Origin of the sequence: Neisseria viridiae (genome assembly GCF_962747995.1) — a bacterium.
GTDB classification, from domain to species: Bacteria; Pseudomonadota; Gammaproteobacteria; order Burkholderiales; family Neisseriaceae; genus Neisseria; species Neisseria viridiae.
The window spans coordinates 1-15,856 of record NZ_CAUJAJ010000020.1 but is presented as its reverse complement, the minus strand read 5'-3'; the positions used below and the strand labels follow the sequence as shown (position 1 = coordinate 15,856).

Here is a 15,856-nt window from a genome sequence, read left to right as displayed (position 1 = left end):
AAATTATATAAAAATCAATACATTAACCCAATATAACAAGCCGTTTTTTGCCAAACAGCCGTTTTTTTATATACAATCAACAAGATATTTTCGACTGATACAGCATAACATCGCACGGCGGCACGATGCCTCCTGCGCGGAAACACCGATATGGATTCTTTTTTCAAACCGGCAGTTTGGGCGGTTTTGTGGCTGATGTTTGCCGTCCGCCCCGCCCTTGCCGACGAGTTGACCAACCTGCTCAGCAGCCGCGAGCAGATTCTCAGACAGTTTGCCGAAAACGGGCAATACGCCCAAACCGCCCGCACTAATAATGACCGTACTTCAGGTTCCGCCGACGAACTTATCGGCAATGCGATGGGGCTTTTGGGTGTTGCCTACCGCTACGGCGGCACATCGGTTTCTACCGGTTTTGATTGCAGCGGCTTTATGCAGCACATCTTCAAACGCGCCATGGGCATCAACCTGCCGCGCACGTCGGCGGAACAGGCGCAGATGGGTACGCCGGTTGCCCGAAGCGAATTGCAGCCCGGGGATATGGTGTTTTTCCGCACGCTCGGCGGCAGCCGCATTTCCCATGTCGGGCTCTACATCGGCAACGACCGCTTTATCCACGCGCCGCGCACAGGGAAAAATATCGAAATCACCAGCCTGAGCCACAAATATTGGAGCGGCAAATATGCGTTCGCCCGCCGCGTCAAGAAAAACGACCCGTCCCGCTTTCTGAACTGATTTCCCAAGGAATACGCAATGAGTATGCCCGAAATGCCCAAATGGTACGACGATGACGGACAGATCGTATCCTGTACCGAAAAGGTCAAAGTAATGACTGAAAACATGACCGAACTGTACCAAACAGCACAAGACGCGTTTGAAGACGCGCTGCTGATGGGTTGCGGCGAACGTCAGTTGCGCGATTACCTGCTCGCGCTGATTGAAAGTTTGGAAAATCCCTACCGCAAAGTCTGAACACGCCCCGGTTGCTGCGGCACGGTTTAACCGTGCCGTTTTTGCGTTTGTGCGCGGCTTCGGCTTTTCAGACGGCATATTTGACGTTATGATTAAACAGTTAACAAAATTTATCACAACGCCGTCAAAAGACAGACACACAACATGAACATCATCTGCGCGCTCCTCATCATCCTCGGCTGCCTCGCCGCCGGCGAAACCGCCGTTTTCCTAGCAGGCATCAAACTGCCCGGCAGCATCGTCGGCATGGGCGTGCTGTTTGCGCTTTTGCAGGCGGGTTGTGTCAAAACGTCTTGGCTGCAACAGCTTACCGACGCGCTGATGGCAAACCTGACGCTGTTCCTCGTGCCGCCCTGCGTGGCGGTCATCAGCTATTTGGATTTGATTGCCGACGATTGGTTTTCGATACTGGTTTCCGCCTCCGCCAGCACTTTGTGCGTACTGCTGGTTACGGGCAAGGTTCACCGCTGGATACGGAGCATTATCTGATGAACGAAATCCTCAGGCAGCCCAGCATCCTGCTTTTCCTCACGCTTGCCGTGTACGCGCTTGCGATTATCGTGCGCACACGCACGGGCAATATCTTCTGCAACCCCGTACTCGTCAGCACCGTGGTGCTGATTGCCTACCTGAAAATCCTCGGTATCGATTATGCGGTGTACCACAACGCCGCGCAGTTTATCGATTTCTGGCTGAAACCCGCCGTCGTCGTGCTTGCCGTGCCGCTCTACCAAAACCGCCGTAAAATCTTCAACCAATGGCTGCCCGTCATCGTTTCGCAGCTTGCGGGCAGCGTTACGGGCATTGTTACGGGGATGTATTTTGCCAAATGGCTGGGCGCGGAACGCGAAGTCGTCCTCTCGCTCGCATCCAAATCTGTTACCAACCCCATCGCCATTGAAATCACCCGCTCCATCGGCGGCATTCCCGCCATTACCGCCGCCACCGTCATCATTGCCGGACTGGTCGGACAGATTGCCGGTTACAAAATGCTGAAGAACACAGTCGTCATGCCCTCGTCCGTGGGTATGTCGCTCGGCACGGCCTCGCACGCGATGGGCATTGCCGCCTCACTCGAACGCAGCCGCCGCATGGCGGCATACGCGGGGCTGGGGCTGACGTTCAACGGCGTACTGACCGCACTGATTGCGCCGCTGATTATCCCCGTTTTGGGGTTCTGAACCTGTTTCAGACGGCATTTCAACCCATGCCGTCTGAACGCCGACACACTCGCAAGGAGAACCGTTATGGCTGTCAACCTGACCGAAAAAACCGCCGAACAACTGCTCGACATCGACGGCATTGCCCTCTACACCGCCCAAGCAGGCGTGAAGAAGCCCGAGCATACCGACCTGACACTGATTGCCATAGCCGCCGGCAGCACCGTCGGTGCAGTCTTCACGACCAACCGTTTCTGTGCCGCTCCCGTCCACATCGCCAAATCGCACCTTTTCGACGAAGACGGCGTGCGCGCCCTCGTCATCAACACGGGCAACGCCAACGCGGGTACGGGCGCACAGGGCAGAATCGATGCTTTGGCAGTGTGTGCCGCCGCCGCCCGGCAAATCGGCTGCAAACCGAACCAGGTGCTGCCCTTCTCCACCGGCGTGATTCTCGAACCGCTGCCCGCCGACAAAATCATCGCCGCGCTGCCCAAAATGCAGCCTGCCTTCTGGAACGAGGCGGCACGCGCCATCATGACCACCGACACCGTTCCCAAAGCCGCCTCGCGCGAAGGCAAGGTCGGCGACAAACACACCGTCCGCGCCACGGGCATCGCCAAAGGCTCGGGCATGATTCATCCCAATATGGCGACCATGCTCGGTTTCATCGCCACCGATGCCAAAGTTTCCCAACCCGTCCTCCAACTGATGACGCAGGAAATCGCCGACGAAACCTTCAACACCATCACCGTTGACGGCGACACCAGCACCAACGACAGTTTCGTCATCATCGCCACCGGCAAAAACAGCCAAAGCGAAATCGACAACATCGCCGACCCGCGTTACGCCCAACTCAAAGAATTGTTGTGCAGCCTTGCGCTCGAACTCGCCCAAGCCATCGTCCGCGACGGCGAGGGCGCGACCAAGTTCATCACCGTCCGCGTCGAAAACGCCAAAACCCGCGACGAAGCCCGCCAAGCCGCCTACACCGTGGCACGTTCGCCGCTGGTCAAAACCGCCTTTTTCGCCTCCGACCCCAACCTCGGCAGGCTGCTCGCCGCCATCGGTTATGCCGGCGTTGCCGACCTCGATACCGACCTCGTGGAAATGTATCTCGACGATATTTTGGTTGCCGAACACGGCGGACGCGCCGCAAGCTACACCGAAGCACAAGGGCAGGCAGTGATGTCGAAGGACGAAATCACCGTCCGCATCAAGCTGCATCGCGGACAAGCCGCCGCCACCGTCTATACCTGCGACCTGTCGCACGGATACGTTTCCATCAACGCCGACTACCGTTCCTGACCCGACACGGCTTCAGACGGCATACATAAATGCCGTCCGAACCGCCGGACAACATACCATGACCTCCACATTCCCCCGCCGCCTCGCCCACAAAATCCGCCAAACCCGCCGCCTGTCGCGCAAAAGCATCGCCTTTCTGTTCCTCCTGGCAGGCTCGGCACTCGTTGCCCTGACTGCGCTGTTTTTTGCCCACCTTGCCGATTTTGCGCTGGAACTGAACGCCAAACTGGTTCAACAATACCCGTGGTTCGCATGGATTGCCCTGCCGCTGGGACTGCCCGTCATCGTCTGGTTCACGCGCAAATATGCGCCATACACATCGGGCAGCGGCATCCCGCAGGTCATCGCCTCGCTGTCGCTGCCCTACGGCGCACAAAAAACGCGCCTGCTCCGCCTCGGGCAGACGCTACTGAAGATTCCGCTGACCTTTTTGGGTATGCTGTTCGGCGCGTCCATCGGGCGCGAAGGCCCGTCCGTTCAGGTCGGCTCGGCAGTGATGGGGGCGTGGGGCGCATGGTGCAAGAAACACGGTTTGGCATTCAAAGGGATGCAGGAAAACGATTTGATGGCGGCGGGCGCGGCGGGCGGTTTGGCAGCGGCATTCAACGCGCCGCTGGCAGGCGTGATTTTTGCCATTGAGGAACTCGGGCGCGGCATTATGCTGCGCTGGGAGCGGCAGATTCTTTTGGGCGTGCTCGCCGCCGGTTTCATACAGGTCGCCATTCAGGGCAACAACCCGTATTTTTCGGGTTTCAACGGCGGCGTGTTGGAAAATATTTTGATGTGGGTCGTGGCGGCGGGGCTGGTTTGCGGCGCGGCGGGCGGCCTATTCGGACGGCTGCTCTATCAGGGTGCAGCGGCATTTGCACCACGCAAGATACGCGGCTTTATCCGCAACCGTCCGCTGCTGCTGGCGGCACTGATGGGGCTGCTGCTCGCCCTGCTCGGCACGTTCTACCAAGGCAAAACCTACGGCACCGGCTACCACGAAGCCGCCCAAGCCCTGCACGGCATCTACGAAGCCCCCATCGGGCTGGCGGCGGCAAAATGGCTCGCCACCGTATTCAGCTATTGGGCGGGCATACCGGGCGGCATCTTCACCCCCTCGCTGACCATAGGCGCGGTTTTGGGCGAGCATATCGCCGCCATCGCCGACATATCGCAGGGTGCAAACATCATCGTCCTCATCTGCATGGCGGCATTTTTAGCGGGCGCGACACAATCGCCGATTACTTCCGCCGTCGTCGTCATGGAAATGACCGGCGGGCAAAGCCTGCTGTTTTGGATGCTGATTGCCTGCATTTTCGCCTCGCAGGTTTCGCGCCAGTTTTCGCCGCGTCCGTTCTACCACGCATCGGGAATGCGCTTCCGCCAGCGCGTGCTTCAGGAAACCGCCGCCCAAACCGGTAATACGCCCGCAAGACCACAAGCCGCAAACAGCAAAGCGGGAATGCCGTCTGAAAATTAAAACGCCCCCCGATCAAACACCGGCAGCCGCCCCTTCACACAGCCGGGACGGGGCGCAGGGCAAACCGCCTTGATTCGAATACCGTTCCGCCGCCGCTTGAAACTTCAGCAACAATGCCGTCTGAACGACAGAATGCGGTTTTCAGACGGCATTTCCCCATCCAGATATTGCCCGAACCCAACCAAAGCGTTTGCTATAATTTCATTTTTACCCTAACCGCACACAAATATGTCCCCCGACTTCGCCCAAACCCTCTCCAAAGACCGCCACTTCCTGCAATCCGCCCTCAAAAATCCCAACAAATACGGCGGCTTGTCCAAAGTCGAAGAAAAATACCGAAAATCGCATGAAATCTTTTTGAAGCGTTTGGCAGCATTGCCCAAACCCGAGTTCGACAACACCCTGCCCGTTCACGAAAAGCTCGAAGAAATCAAAAAAGCCATTGCCGAGAATCAGGTAACGATTATTTGCGGCGAAACCGGTTCGGGCAAAACCACGCAGTTGCCCAAGATTTGTTTGGAACTCGGGCGCGGGGCGGCGGGGCTAATCGGGCATACCCAACCGCGCCGTTTGGCGGCACGTTCGGTAGCTGAGCGGATTGCCGAAGAGCTGAAATCGGAAATCGGCAGCGCGGTGGGCTATAAGGTGCGCTTCACCGACCACACCTCGCGCGATGCCTGCGTCAAGCTGATGACCGACGGCATCCTGTTGGCGGAAACGCAGACCGACCGTTATCTCGCCGCCTACGACACCATCATCATCGACGAAGCGCACGAACGCAGCCTGAACATCGACTTCCTCTTGGGCTACCTGAAACAGCTACTACCGCGCCGCCCCGATTTGAAAGTCATCATCACCTCGGCAACCATAGACGCAGAACGCTTCTCCCAACACTTCAACGGCGCGCTCGTACTGGAAGTGAGCGGGCGCACCTATCCCGTCGAAATCCTCTACCGCCCGCTGACCAGCAAAGACGAAGACGACGCGGAAGTCGAGTTGACCGATGCGATTGTCGATGCGGCGGACGAATTGGCGCAACACGGCGAAGGCGATATTTTGGTGTTCCTGCCGGGCGAACGCGAAATCCGCGAAGCCGCCGAAACCCTGCGCAAATCCACACTGCGCCGCAACGACGAAATCCTGCCCCTGTTCGCACGCCTGTCGCACGCCGAGCAGCACAAAATCTTTCACCCCACAGGCGCGAAACGACGCATCGTACTAGCAACCAACGTCGCCGAAACCTCGCTCACCGTGCCGGGCATCAAATACGTCATCGACACCGGCCTCGCGCGCGTCAAACGCTATTCCGCACGGGCAAAAGTAGAGCAGCTTCATGTCGAAAAAATCTCCCAAGCCGCCGCCCGCCAACGCTCCGGCCGCTGCGGCCGCGTCTCCGCAGGCGTGTGTATCCGACTGTTTTCAGAAGAAGATTTCAACAGCCGCCCCGAGTTCACCGACCCAGAAATCGTCCGCAGCAACCTGGCCGCCGTCATCCTGCGCATGGCATCGCTGAACTTGGGCGACGTGGCGGCATTCCCGTTTTTGGAAATGCCTGACTCGCGGTATATCAATGACGGGTTTCAGGTGTTGTTGGAATTGGGGGCGGTGGAGGCCGTCTGAAAACAAGTAGGATATACACTTCTACCTGACAAAGACCAACAAACGATAAAACTACGGCACATCTAGATGCCCAACCTACAACATTGCACACGGTAAAAACATGAAACACTTACTCATCGATTTTGAAAACGTTCAGCCGCAAAACTTAGACAAATTACCAACCGAAAATACCCATATTTGGCTATTTATAGGTGTATTACACAAAATGTTGCCTATTAGTCTGGTGCAATCCCTACTACGTTTCGGCGAACGTGTCCATCTTGTCCAGTTACAAAAAACGGGGAAAAACGCATTGGATTTTTACCTGTCCTATTACCTCGGACAAATTACCGCCACAGACCCCAATGCCCAAATCGGCATACTCTCGCGTGATGGAGGATACGATGTTCTGGTCGAACATATTTTGGAAACCCAACAAGCCCAAGGGATTGTGCGCCTGGCCAATATAGACGAAGTGCAACATCAGAAAATCACGGCCGCACCGCCGCCGGCATTGTTGGAAAACAGTCCGCAGCCTGAAACCGAGCCCAAACCGCAACAATCGTTGGCACCTTATTTCCAGGCCGCCCTAGTCGCGCTGCGCCGCCCCAACGCTTTCCGTCCCTGCCGCCTGCATAATTTGCAAAAATACCTGAATAAATATGTTTTATGTGATTTGTTTGTCGATAAAACCGAAGAAGAATGCGATATAACGACTATCAAGGTTATCAACAAACTGAAAACACAAGGTTTTATCAACCTTGATGAACAAGAAACCGTGTCCTACCACATCAGCGACAGCGATTTGCTGCAAAAAATCCAACGCTATATTTTGACTCTGCGCCCCAAAACCTATGCCGATTTTCAGGCCGCCGTGCAAAGCCGCGCGGATGCGCTCTGCCTGACGGTCAGCCCCAATGATATTCAGGCCTTCGCTCGGCATTTGCGCGAACAAAACCTGATCCGCCAAGAAAACGGGAAAATCGAATACGCGCCGTTTGCCGAACCTAAACCGCAGCCCGCGCCCAAGCAGCCTAAAAAAACCGCATGGGAACCTGATGAAATTATTTGGAAAAAAGTGATTGCCGCGTTATCGTTAAAGAACCGTCCTAATAAAACCAAAACTTTACGCAATACAATCCAGGCACTCACAAAATCCAATGCACAAGAAACTGACAAACTGCTACAACATTTACAAGATACCCAAGTCCTACGTATTGACGGTACTAAAATTTTGTATATCAAGTAGGATGGGCATTTATGCCTGACCTACAAAACCAAAAACAACCTACCACCCTTAATCAACTCCACAAACCCTTTTCAGACAACCTCGTTTTTTGAAAAACAATCTGTAAACAGATAGCTGCTGAAGAATACCGTTGCCGAGCCCCAAAACCCGTCCTGCAACTTTTATTGTGAACTTCCCATTATGAAAAAATCCCTTTTCGTTCTCTTTCTGTATTCGTCCCTACTTACTGCCAGCGAAATTGCTTATCGCTTTGTATTCGGAATTGAAACCCTGCCGGCTGCGAAAATGGCGGAAACGTTTGCGCTGACATTTGTGATTGCCGCGCTGTATCTGTTTGCGCGTTATAAGGCAACGCGTTTGTTGATTGCGGTGTTTTTCGCGTTCAGCATTATTGCCAATAATGTGCATTACGCGGTTTATCAAAGCTGGATAACGGGCATTAATTATTGGCTGATGCTGAAAGAGATTACCGAAGTCGGCGGCGCGGGGGCGTCGATGTTGGATAAGTTGTGGCTGCCTGCGTTGTGGGGCGTGGCGGAAGTCGTGCTGTTTTGTAGCCTTGCCAAGTTCCGCCGTAAGACGCATTTTTCTGCCGATATACTGTTTGCCTTCCTAATGCTGATGATTTTCGTGCGTTCGTTCGACACGAAACAAGAGCACGGTATTTCGCCCAAACCGACATACAGCCGCATCAAAGCCAATTATTTCAGCTTCGGATATTTTGTCGGCCGCGTGTTGCCGTATCAGTTATTTGATTTAAGCAAAATCCCCGTGTTCAAACAGTCTGCGCCAAGCAAAATCGGGCAAGGCAGTATTCAAAATATCGTCCTGATTATGGGCGAAAGCGAAAGTGCGGCGCATTTGAAATTGTTTGGCTACGGGCGCGAAACTTCGCCATTTTTAACTCGACTGTCGCAAGCCGATTTTAAGCCGATTGTGAAACAAAGTTATTCCGCAGGCTTTATGACGGCAGTATCCCTGCCCAGTTTCTTTAACGTCATACCGCATGCCAACGGCTTGGAACAAATCAGCGGCGGCGATACCAATATGTTCCGCCTCGCCAAAGAGCAGGGCTATGAAACGTATTTTTACAGTGCTCAGGCTGAAAACCAAATGGCAATTTTGAACTTAATCGGTAAGAAATGGATAGACCATCTGATTCAACCGACGCAGCTTGGCTATGGCAACGGCGACAATATGCCCGATGAGAAGCTGCTGCCGTTGTTCGACAAAATCAATTTGCAGCAGGGCAAGCATTTTATCGTGTTGCACCAACGCGGTTCGCACGCCCCATACGGCGCATTGTTGCAGCCTCAAGATAAAGTATTCGGCGAAGCCGATATTGTGGATAAGTACGACAACACCATCCACAAAACCGACCAAATGATTCAAACCGTATTCAAGCAGCTGCAAAAGCAGCCTGACGGCAACTGGCTGTTTGCCTATACCTCCGATCATGGCCAGTATGTGCGCCAAGATATCTACAATCAAGGCACGGTGCAGCCCGACAGCTATATTGTGCCTCTGGTGTTGTACAGCCCGGATAAGGCCGTGCAACAGGCTGCCAACCAGGCTTTTGCGCCTTGCGAGATTGCCTTCCATCAGCAGCTTTCAACGTTCCTGATTCACACGTTGGGCTACGATATGCCGGTTTCAGGTTGTCGCGAAGGCTCGGTAACAGGCAATCTGATTACAGGCGATGCAGGCAGCTTGAACATTCGCGACGGCAAGGCGGAATATGTTTATCCGCAATAAGCGGCGTAAAAACCAATAAAGACAAATTTAGATGATGTCGGGGAAGATGCCCGACCGACAAGACTATGCAAAATATGAAAAACCAAGTACGCGGATCAGGCATGGATGCCCGATCCAACCCAGCCAATGTTTCAGACGGCCTGCAAGACAGTTCGGGCCATATCGGTACCAACACGCGCTACCGCCTGACCAAGCTCGGCGAACAAATGGCGCGCCTGCCCATCGACCCGAAAATCGCGCGCATTTTGTTGGCGGCGAAGAAACACGACTGTATGGCGGAAATATTGGTGATTGCGTCCGCGCTGTCGATTCAAGACCCGCGCGAGCGGCCGCTGGAAGCACGCGATGCTGCGGCCAAGGCGCATGAACGCTTTACCGACAAGCAATCCGACTTTCTTGCCTATCTGAACATTTGGGACAGCTTCCAGCGCGAGCGCGACAAAGGTTTGTCCAACAAACAGCTGGTGCAATGGTGCCGCCAATATTTCTTGTCGCACCTGCGTATGCGCGAATGGCGCGAGCTGCACCACCAGCTTACCCAAACCGCGATTGAAATGGGTTTGACCACCAAGGAAGCCGCGTTTAGACAACCTCCTTCCCAAGAACAATTAAGGCCGTCTGAAAGCCAAGGCGACCAAGATTTGGCGGCCAAGCTCAAACAAAAACAATTGGATAAGAAACAACACCGCGCCCAAATCCGTGCCGCCAAAGAAGCCGGCTACGAACAAATCCACCGCGCCCTGCTGACCGGCCTTATCGCCAACGTCGGCATGAAATCACCCGACGGCAACGACTACACCGGCGCGCGCGGCAGCCGCTTCCACCTTTTTCCTGCATCAGCCCTGTTCAAAGCCAAGCCCAAATGGGTGATGGCGGCAGAATTGGTTGAAACCACGCGCCTTTACGCGCGCGATGTGGCCGTTATCCAGCCCGAATGGATAGAGCAGGAAGCACCGCATCTCGTCCGCTACCACTATTTCGAGCCGCACTGGGAACAAAAGCGCGGCGAAGTCGTCGCCAGCGAACGCGTGACGCTTTACGGCCTGACCGTATTGCCGCGCCGTCCCGTGTCTTACGGCAAAGTTGCGCCCGAAGAAGCGCGTGAAATCTTTATCCGCGGCGCATTGGTGGCGCACAAAAGCAATCTTCAGACGGCCTTTTTTGTCCACAACAAAAAGCTGATTAAAGAAATTACCGAACTCGAACACAAATCGCGCAAGCAAGACGTATTGGTCGATGACGAAGCCCTGTTTGCGTTTTATAACGAACGCCTGCCCGAGCTGGTGTGGAAAGATGCGAAAGGCGGCGTTTGGGGAAGTGAAGAGGGCGGACAAACCCAGTCGGACAAGACAGCCGATCAAAACGGACAAGCAAACCAGCGCAACGCAGGGTGCGTGGCGCAAGCCACGCACGCGGATTCCAAAGATACGGACAACCGCGTGCGTGAACCGAGTTCACATACCCGACAAAATGTTTCAGACGACCCCAAGCCCAAAAAGCAGCCGGCATCTCAAAAAGACCGTCTGAAACCTTTGCCCCTTGCCGATATCCGCACCTTTGAAGCCTGGCTCAAAACCGCCGAGCGCGACAATCCGCGCCTGCTGTTCCTCAGCCGCGACGATTTGATGCAACACGCCGCCACGCACATTACCGAAGAGCAGTTCCCCAAATTCTGGCAAACCGCAGACGGCAAGTTCAAACTTTCCTACCGCTTCGAGCCGCACCATCCGCTCGACGGCGTGACCATGACCGTGCCGCTGACCATCCTCAACCGCCTGCACGCGCCGTCGCTTGAATGGCTGGTGCCCGGTATGTTGCGCGAAAAAATCCAGCTGCTGATTAAAGCACTGCCGAAGCAAATCCGCCGCATTTGCGTGCCCGTACCCGATTTCATCACCAAATTCCTCGAAAACAATCCCGACCGCCAAGCGGCCATCATTCCCCAGTTGGCGCACTTTATCGCCAAAAGCGCCGGCGATATGCGGATTCTCGAGCAAATCGACCAAGACGCATGGGCGGCGCAAGACTTGCCCGAACACTGCTATCTGAATCTGCGCATTATCGACGACGGCGGACAAGAGCTTGCCGGCGGCCGCAAACTGCACGAATTGCAACAACAGCTCGGCAAAGCCGCCGCCACCACCTTCCGCGACAACACCCAAGAATTCGAGCGTGACAACGTTACCGCATGGGACATCGGCACCTTGCCCGAATCCATCAAATTTGCCCGCGGCAAACAGCAGCTCACCGGCTATCTCGGCCTGCAAAGAGAAAAAGACGGCTGCATCGCCCTGCGCCTATTTGACACCACCGAAGCCGCCGAACAGGCACACCGTCAAGGTGTCATCGAATTAATGAAGCTGCAATTAAAAGAGCAGGTGAAAGATTTGAACAAAGGCATCCAGGGCTTTACCCAAGCCGCCATGCTGCTCAAACACATCAACGCCGACACCCTGCGCGACGACCTCACCCAAGCCGTCTGCGACCGCGCCTTTATCGGCGAAGACAAGCTGCCGCGCAACGAAAAAGCCTTCAAAGAACAAATCAAACGCGCCCGCAGCCGCCTGCCCGCCGTCAAAGAAGCCCTCAGCCACTACCTGCAGGAAACCGCCGCCGCCTACGCCGAACTGAACGGCAAACTCGGCAAACACCCGCTCACCCTCCTCATACGCCAACGCCTGCAAACCCTGCTCGCCGCCGGCTTCGCCACCCACACCCCGTGGGCACAATGGCCACGCCTCCCCATCTACCTCAAAGCCATGACCCTGCGCCTCGAAAAATACAGCAGCAACCCCGCCCGCGACGCAGCCCGCGAAGCCGACATACAGGAATTGGAACAAATGTGGCAGGAAAAAACCGACAGCCTGATCAAACAAGGCCTCCCCATTTCAGACGGCCTTGCAGGGTTTAAATGGATGATTGAAGAATTGAGGGTGTCGCTGTTTGCACAGGAATTGAAGACACCGTATCCGGTGTCGGTGAAGCGGTTGTTGAAGGTGTGGGAGAGTCTTATTATATCTGGCTGAAAGTGCCTGACGGGGACGATTTAAAACTATGGCGCGAGGTATTGATACAGTTTCTGCCAAGATGTCTTTTGGCGCGGGATACGCCGAACGGCAATCTGAGCAAGGGTTATATGCGCATCGCCCTGGTGGCGGGCGTGGAAGAATGCGTGGAAGGTGCGCGGCGGATGGTTGCGCTATTCCGGCACGATTGAATATAAGAGTTTAAGGCCGTCTGAAAACCGCTCGGAGCTTCGGGTGGCGCATTTTCAGACGGCCTTTGCAATCCTTCCTCGGACATTAGCCTGCTGCGTTCTTTTTTCCTTCGGAAATTTCGTAAACCGCCAGCGCGGGTAGGGCTAAATACACAATATTCGCGATCAGTTTAAAATAAGGGTTTATATTTGGCAAGGAGACCACGGTCATCACACAGGTCACATGCACAATACCCAAAACAATCACTACCGCATTAAGGGACTCGTTCCGTTCGTGCCATTTTGACAGCATCCAAAGAAGAAGCATGGTTGCCGTACACATACATATGCCGGATAGAATGTTGTGAAGACCGCTAAGAGCACCGCTGGCCATTATTACAGATATTTCCAAGCAAATCAGAACGAACACCAAAGTAGAAAATATCCCATATTGCCGACCCAATTTACGGAAGCCTTTACGCAAAGGAAATAATAATAATGATAATAATAAAAATGTTACAGCAAAAACAATGCCGACCACAATCCATCCGTTCATTTTTTAGTCCCTCCAAGTCCGGTCGGGTCAGGAATAACATCAAATAATTTGTATTTTCCGTTCAGTCCGAAGAAGCATTTACAGATTTGCCATCAGCCATACATCTGAAGATGTACGGCTGATGGCATTGGTATTTTCAATGTTTTCAGCGCAAAAAAGCATCAGCACATTCTTTCCTGTCCTGTTGGAGTAGAGGCGCAAGATCTGTCTCCGGACCTACAACCAATCCTTTGAGTAGACGGTCTTCAAGTTTTCTACCCTGGCATTCACAAAATTCTTTTATAAATGGCGCTGAAGCTAGCTTTCGCCTTAGGTCTTCATTCAGACCCTTTTCAACTGCGCCATCATCTAGATCTTTATAGCAAGCTTCTGTTAACATTTGTCTGGCTTTAGCTGCCTTTGCCTTTGCCGTTAGGCTTAGGTTGTCAGCGCCGGCGGCTGCGGCAGTTCCAATCGACAATAATGCAACTGCCAATAAAAAATTCTTCATAACATTTCCTTTAAATAAAAGTTTTAGGAAATGTTATTTTATGTTTTGCGGGGGGGGGCAAGTATTTTTTTGTATACTTTGGTTATTTATTGTAAATAATATTGTATTGAGAGTTTAGGGGAAGAAAGTTAAGGCCGTCTGAAAACATTTTTCAGACGGCCTGTCCGCATTTAAATCGTTATCCGGGCTTGCCGTCCAAGCGCGGACGTGTTAGCCACGGGATGTAACGCCATGCGTACAGCAGCAGCGAGGCGGCGAACAATACGCCCGAACAGCGCAGGCTGTGCAGGTAGGAAGGTCGGATGCACGGTCAACATGACTACGGTCAGTGTACGGAAAAACAATGCAAAAACCATCAGGTAGAAGGCGTTAGGTATCAGTTTCAGCGTAGGGTAAATCTGACGGCATTAAAGAAAGATACTGTCTGATTTTTTCAGATGGCATTATAAAATCTCTTAGCATCAAGCGCCCTATTCGACTTATCTGAATCGGATAATATATTTAGAACAGAAAGGGCAGAAACCTATAGGCAATATCAGAGGGAAAAACAAAACCATCCCCTAAAAGAAGGCGTTGCCTTTCCATTTATCAAAAAACTCTGTCAATCAATGAAATAAACCCAAACGACCCAACGATTGGGTTTATTCTTGGGGCTGTACTAGATTAGCCCTAAATTTCACACCACTCCCGCAGGATTTTAAGCTGCCGGGAGGGTGTGCCGAAGTTAAACCGAAATTCGCATTCTTTCAAGAACAGCGGGAAGGATTTGCGATCGATTCCGTTGTATTTGCGTAAGACGCGTTTTGCCTGATTCCAAAAGTTCTCAATGCCGTTAATGTGGTTTTGACGGTCTGCAAGTTCCTTGGAATGGTTGATGCGGTAATGGATAAAACCGCTCACGTCCAACTTGTCGTAGCTGCTCAGACTATCGGTATAAACAATACTGTCCGGTATGATTTTCTTTTTGATGACAGGGAGTAACGTTTCAGACTTGGCATTATCTACGATAACGGTATAGACCCGTCCGTTGCGTTTCAGAATGCTGAAACAACCACTTTTCCTGCCGCACCGTGACCACGTCTGCCTTTACGCCGTCCGCCGAAATAGCTTTCGTCCAGCTCGACAGAGCCCTCAAAAACCTCATCGGCAGCCAAGGCCAAATGATAGTTGATAACCGTGCGGATTTTACGGTAGAACAGTGCTGCCGAATTGGGATGGATACCCAAAATATCGGCGGCAGAACGGGCGGTAACTTCCAGTACAAAAAACGGAGTAGTTCTTTTTGTACTTTTTTCTTTAATTTGAAGTGTGTTATCTTCATATTTCGAGGGTAACATATCTGCTAATCTAGTACAGCCCCTTATTCTTTTATCCAGAAACAATCCAGATACGGATTACGGGACATAACTATAGGCTTAATATTACACAATCCTCATTCCCTCAAGGCGGAAACCCGTACAAATACTGAAACACTATCGATTGATTTGTAAACAAGCCTACTTAAATAACTTGCAGTCCTTATCATTTCCTTTAAAATAATCCAGCCCGTCATTACACGAACTTGCGGACTTCTTGCAAATAAAGGTTACTAGATTTTCATTCATCTTAATAATAAAAGGATTTTTATCTTTATCTATGGCTACCGCCTTCAACATAAATTTACTGTCTAAAGCCCCGCGCGCGATTCCATTCAAACGGATACAAAAGCCTTCTGCCTCTTTAATCGGCAAGCTTGGCCATTTGGTAGATGTTTGTTTAAACCTCCCATTCTGCAGATAAAACTTTTCCATAAAATGTGCATTTTCTAACAAGGCTGCCCGCACTGCATTTATCTTTGCTTTCTCAACATAATTGCGATAGCTTGGATAAACAATTAAAGCAAGTACAGACAATATCAAGACCACCGATATTAATTCAACCAGCGTAAACCCCCGATTATCAGTCATTACTTTACTTCCAATAAGAACAGATTATTCAACATACTTCTTTGAACAGACTTACTATCCCATTCAGCAGTATGCATATTTCCCACTCTATTTTTTAGCCGCAGGCGTTGCCGGTTTTGCGGGGGCTTTTGGCGCGGGCGCGCCGACCGAAGCCTGGTCC

Annotated in this window: 14 protein-coding genes and 2 pseudogenes; 12 read left to right on the top strand and 4 right to left on the bottom strand. The window is 52.6% G+C overall.

Annotated elements, in window-relative coordinates; translation table 11 throughout:
- Nucleotides 1-150: 150 nt before the first annotated feature.
- From Q9J79_RS09320 to Q9J79_RS09270, 11 genes and pseudogenes are all read left to right on the top strand, one after another.
- The gene (locus Q9J79_RS09320; RefSeq protein ID WP_301911670.1) at nucleotides 151-732 is read left to right on the top strand and encodes a C40 family peptidase; all 582 of its coding nucleotides are present in this window, start codon (nucleotides 151-153) and stop codon (nucleotides 730-732) included.
- Between the two features lie 18 nt (nucleotides 733-750).
- Entirely contained in the window at nucleotides 751-969 is a 219-nt protein-coding gene (locus tag Q9J79_RS09315) for a hypothetical protein (RefSeq protein ID WP_301911671.1), read from the top strand.
- A 144-nt stretch (nucleotides 970-1,113) separates the two neighbouring features.
- Complete coding sequence (locus Q9J79_RS09310) at nucleotides 1,114-1,458, top strand: CidA/LrgA family protein (RefSeq protein ID WP_301911672.1); 345 nt, start codon at nucleotides 1,114-1,116, stop codon at nucleotides 1,456-1,458.
- Nucleotides 1,458-2,150 carry an LrgB family protein gene (locus Q9J79_RS09305; protein WP_025457960.1) on the top strand — a complete coding sequence of 231 codons (693 nt, stop codon included), beginning with the start codon at nucleotides 1,458-1,460 and terminating at the stop codon, nucleotides 2,148-2,150. The genes Q9J79_RS09310 and Q9J79_RS09305 overlap by 1 nt, the downstream gene beginning before the upstream one ends.
- A 66-nt stretch (nucleotides 2,151-2,216) precedes the next feature.
- Entirely contained in the window at nucleotides 2,217-3,437 is a 1,221-nt protein-coding gene (gene argJ, locus Q9J79_RS09300; protein WP_301911673.1) for a bifunctional glutamate N-acetyltransferase/amino-acid acetyltransferase ArgJ, read from the top strand.
- A gap of 58 nt (nucleotides 3,438-3,495) precedes the next feature.
- Nucleotides 3,496-4,905, top strand: coding sequence for a chloride channel protein (locus Q9J79_RS09295; protein WP_301911674.1), 1,410 nt, complete (start codon nucleotides 3,496-3,498; stop codon nucleotides 4,903-4,905).
- Nucleotides 4,906-5,133: 228 nt separating this feature from the next.
- Nucleotides 5,134-6,525: an ATP-dependent RNA helicase HrpA gene (gene hrpA / locus Q9J79_RS09290; RefSeq protein WP_301911675.1), complete on the top strand. Its 1,392-nt coding sequence runs from the start codon at nucleotides 5,134-5,136 to the stop codon at nucleotides 6,523-6,525.
- 100 nt (nucleotides 6,526-6,625) lie between these two features.
- On the top strand, nucleotides 6,626-7,753 hold the full coding sequence (locus tag Q9J79_RS09285) for a PIN domain-containing protein (protein WP_301911676.1): 1,128 nt from the start codon (nucleotides 6,626-6,628) through the stop codon (nucleotides 7,751-7,753).
- A gap of 177 nt (nucleotides 7,754-7,930) precedes the next feature.
- The gene (gene lpt3, locus Q9J79_RS09280) at nucleotides 7,931-9,508 is read left to right on the top strand and encodes a lipooligosaccharide phosphoethanolamine transferase (protein WP_301911680.1); all 1,578 of its coding nucleotides are present in this window, start codon (nucleotides 7,931-7,933) and stop codon (nucleotides 9,506-9,508) included.
- A 101-nt stretch (nucleotides 9,509-9,609) separates the two neighbouring features.
- The gene (locus Q9J79_RS09275; protein WP_301911681.1) at nucleotides 9,610-12,534 is read left to right on the top strand and encodes a DUF3418 domain-containing protein; all 2,925 of its coding nucleotides are present in this window, start codon (nucleotides 9,610-9,612) and stop codon (nucleotides 12,532-12,534) included.
- Nucleotides 12,516-12,725: pseudogene (locus Q9J79_RS09270) on the top strand (succinyldiaminopimelate transaminase); the annotation flags it as partial. The gene Q9J79_RS09275 and the pseudogene Q9J79_RS09270, both read left to right, overlap by 19 nt.
- A gap of 85 nt (nucleotides 12,726-12,810) precedes the next feature.
- Here the strand turns inward: Q9J79_RS09270 and Q9J79_RS09265 are convergent.
- Together Q9J79_RS09265 and Q9J79_RS09260 are read right to left on the bottom strand one after the other, a co-directional pair.
- A complete protein-coding gene (locus Q9J79_RS09265; RefSeq protein ID WP_301911677.1) occupies nucleotides 12,811-13,260 on the bottom strand; it encodes a hypothetical protein in 450 nt (149 codons plus the stop codon).
- Nucleotides 13,261-13,405: 145 nt separating this feature from the next.
- The gene (locus Q9J79_RS09260) at nucleotides 13,406-13,750 is read right to left on the bottom strand and encodes a hypothetical protein (protein WP_301911678.1); all 345 of its coding nucleotides are present in this window, start codon (nucleotides 13,748-13,750) and stop codon (nucleotides 13,406-13,408) included.
- Nucleotides 13,751-14,247: 497 nt separating this feature from the next.
- Between Q9J79_RS09260 and Q9J79_RS10405 the strand changes: the two genes are divergently transcribed.
- Nucleotides 14,248-14,367 (top strand): 5'-nucleotidase, encoded by a 120-nt coding sequence (locus Q9J79_RS10405; RefSeq protein ID WP_369414981.1) that lies wholly within the window; start codon nucleotides 14,248-14,250, stop codon nucleotides 14,365-14,367.
- Between the two features lie 52 nt (nucleotides 14,368-14,419).
- Here the strand turns inward: Q9J79_RS10405 and Q9J79_RS09255 are convergent.
- Both Q9J79_RS09255 and Q9J79_RS09250 read right to left on the bottom strand, forming a co-directional pair.
- Nucleotides 14,420-15,071: pseudogene (locus tag Q9J79_RS09255) on the bottom strand (IS1595 family transposase).
- A 175-nt stretch (nucleotides 15,072-15,246) separates the two neighbouring features.
- Nucleotides 15,247-15,696: a type IV pilin protein gene (locus Q9J79_RS09250; protein WP_301911679.1), complete on the bottom strand. Its 450-nt coding sequence runs from the start codon at nucleotides 15,694-15,696 to the stop codon at nucleotides 15,247-15,249.
- Nucleotides 15,697-15,856 lie beyond the last annotated feature (160 nt).

Coding starts and splice junctions, on each gene's coding strand:
- Q9J79_RS09295 (WP_301911674.1), top strand. CDS start 3,496: ATGACCTCCACATTCCCCCGCCGCCTCGCCCACAAAATCCGCCAAACC.
- Q9J79_RS09285 (WP_301911676.1), top strand. CDS start 6,626: ATGAAACACTTACTCATCGATTTTGAAAACGTTCAGCCGCAAAACTTA.
- Q9J79_RS09315 (WP_301911671.1), top strand. CDS start 751: ATGAGTATGCCCGAAATGCCCAAATGGTACGACGATGACGGACAGATC.
- Q9J79_RS09310 (WP_301911672.1), top strand. CDS start 1,114: ATGAACATCATCTGCGCGCTCCTCATCATCCTCGGCTGCCTCGCCGCC.
- Q9J79_RS09265 (WP_301911677.1), bottom strand. CDS start 13,260: ATGAACGGATGGATTGTGGTCGGCATTGTTTTTGCTGTAACATTTTTA.
- Q9J79_RS09260 (WP_301911678.1), bottom strand. CDS start 13,750: ATGAAGAATTTTTTATTGGCAGTTGCATTATTGTCGATTGGAACTGCC.
- argJ (WP_301911673.1), top strand. CDS start 2,217: ATGGCTGTCAACCTGACCGAAAAAACCGCCGAACAACTGCTCGACATC.
- Q9J79_RS09275 (WP_301911681.1), top strand. CDS start 9,610: ATGGATGCCCGATCCAACCCAGCCAATGTTTCAGACGGCCTGCAAGAC.
- Q9J79_RS09320 (WP_301911670.1), top strand. CDS start 151: ATGGATTCTTTTTTCAAACCGGCAGTTTGGGCGGTTTTGTGGCTGATG.
- Q9J79_RS09305 (WP_025457960.1), top strand. CDS start 1,458: ATGAACGAAATCCTCAGGCAGCCCAGCATCCTGCTTTTCCTCACGCTT.
- hrpA (WP_301911675.1), top strand. CDS start 5,134: ATGTCCCCCGACTTCGCCCAAACCCTCTCCAAAGACCGCCACTTCCTG.
- Q9J79_RS09250 (WP_301911679.1), bottom strand. CDS start 15,696: ATGACTGATAATCGGGGGTTTACGCTGGTTGAATTAATATCGGTGGTC.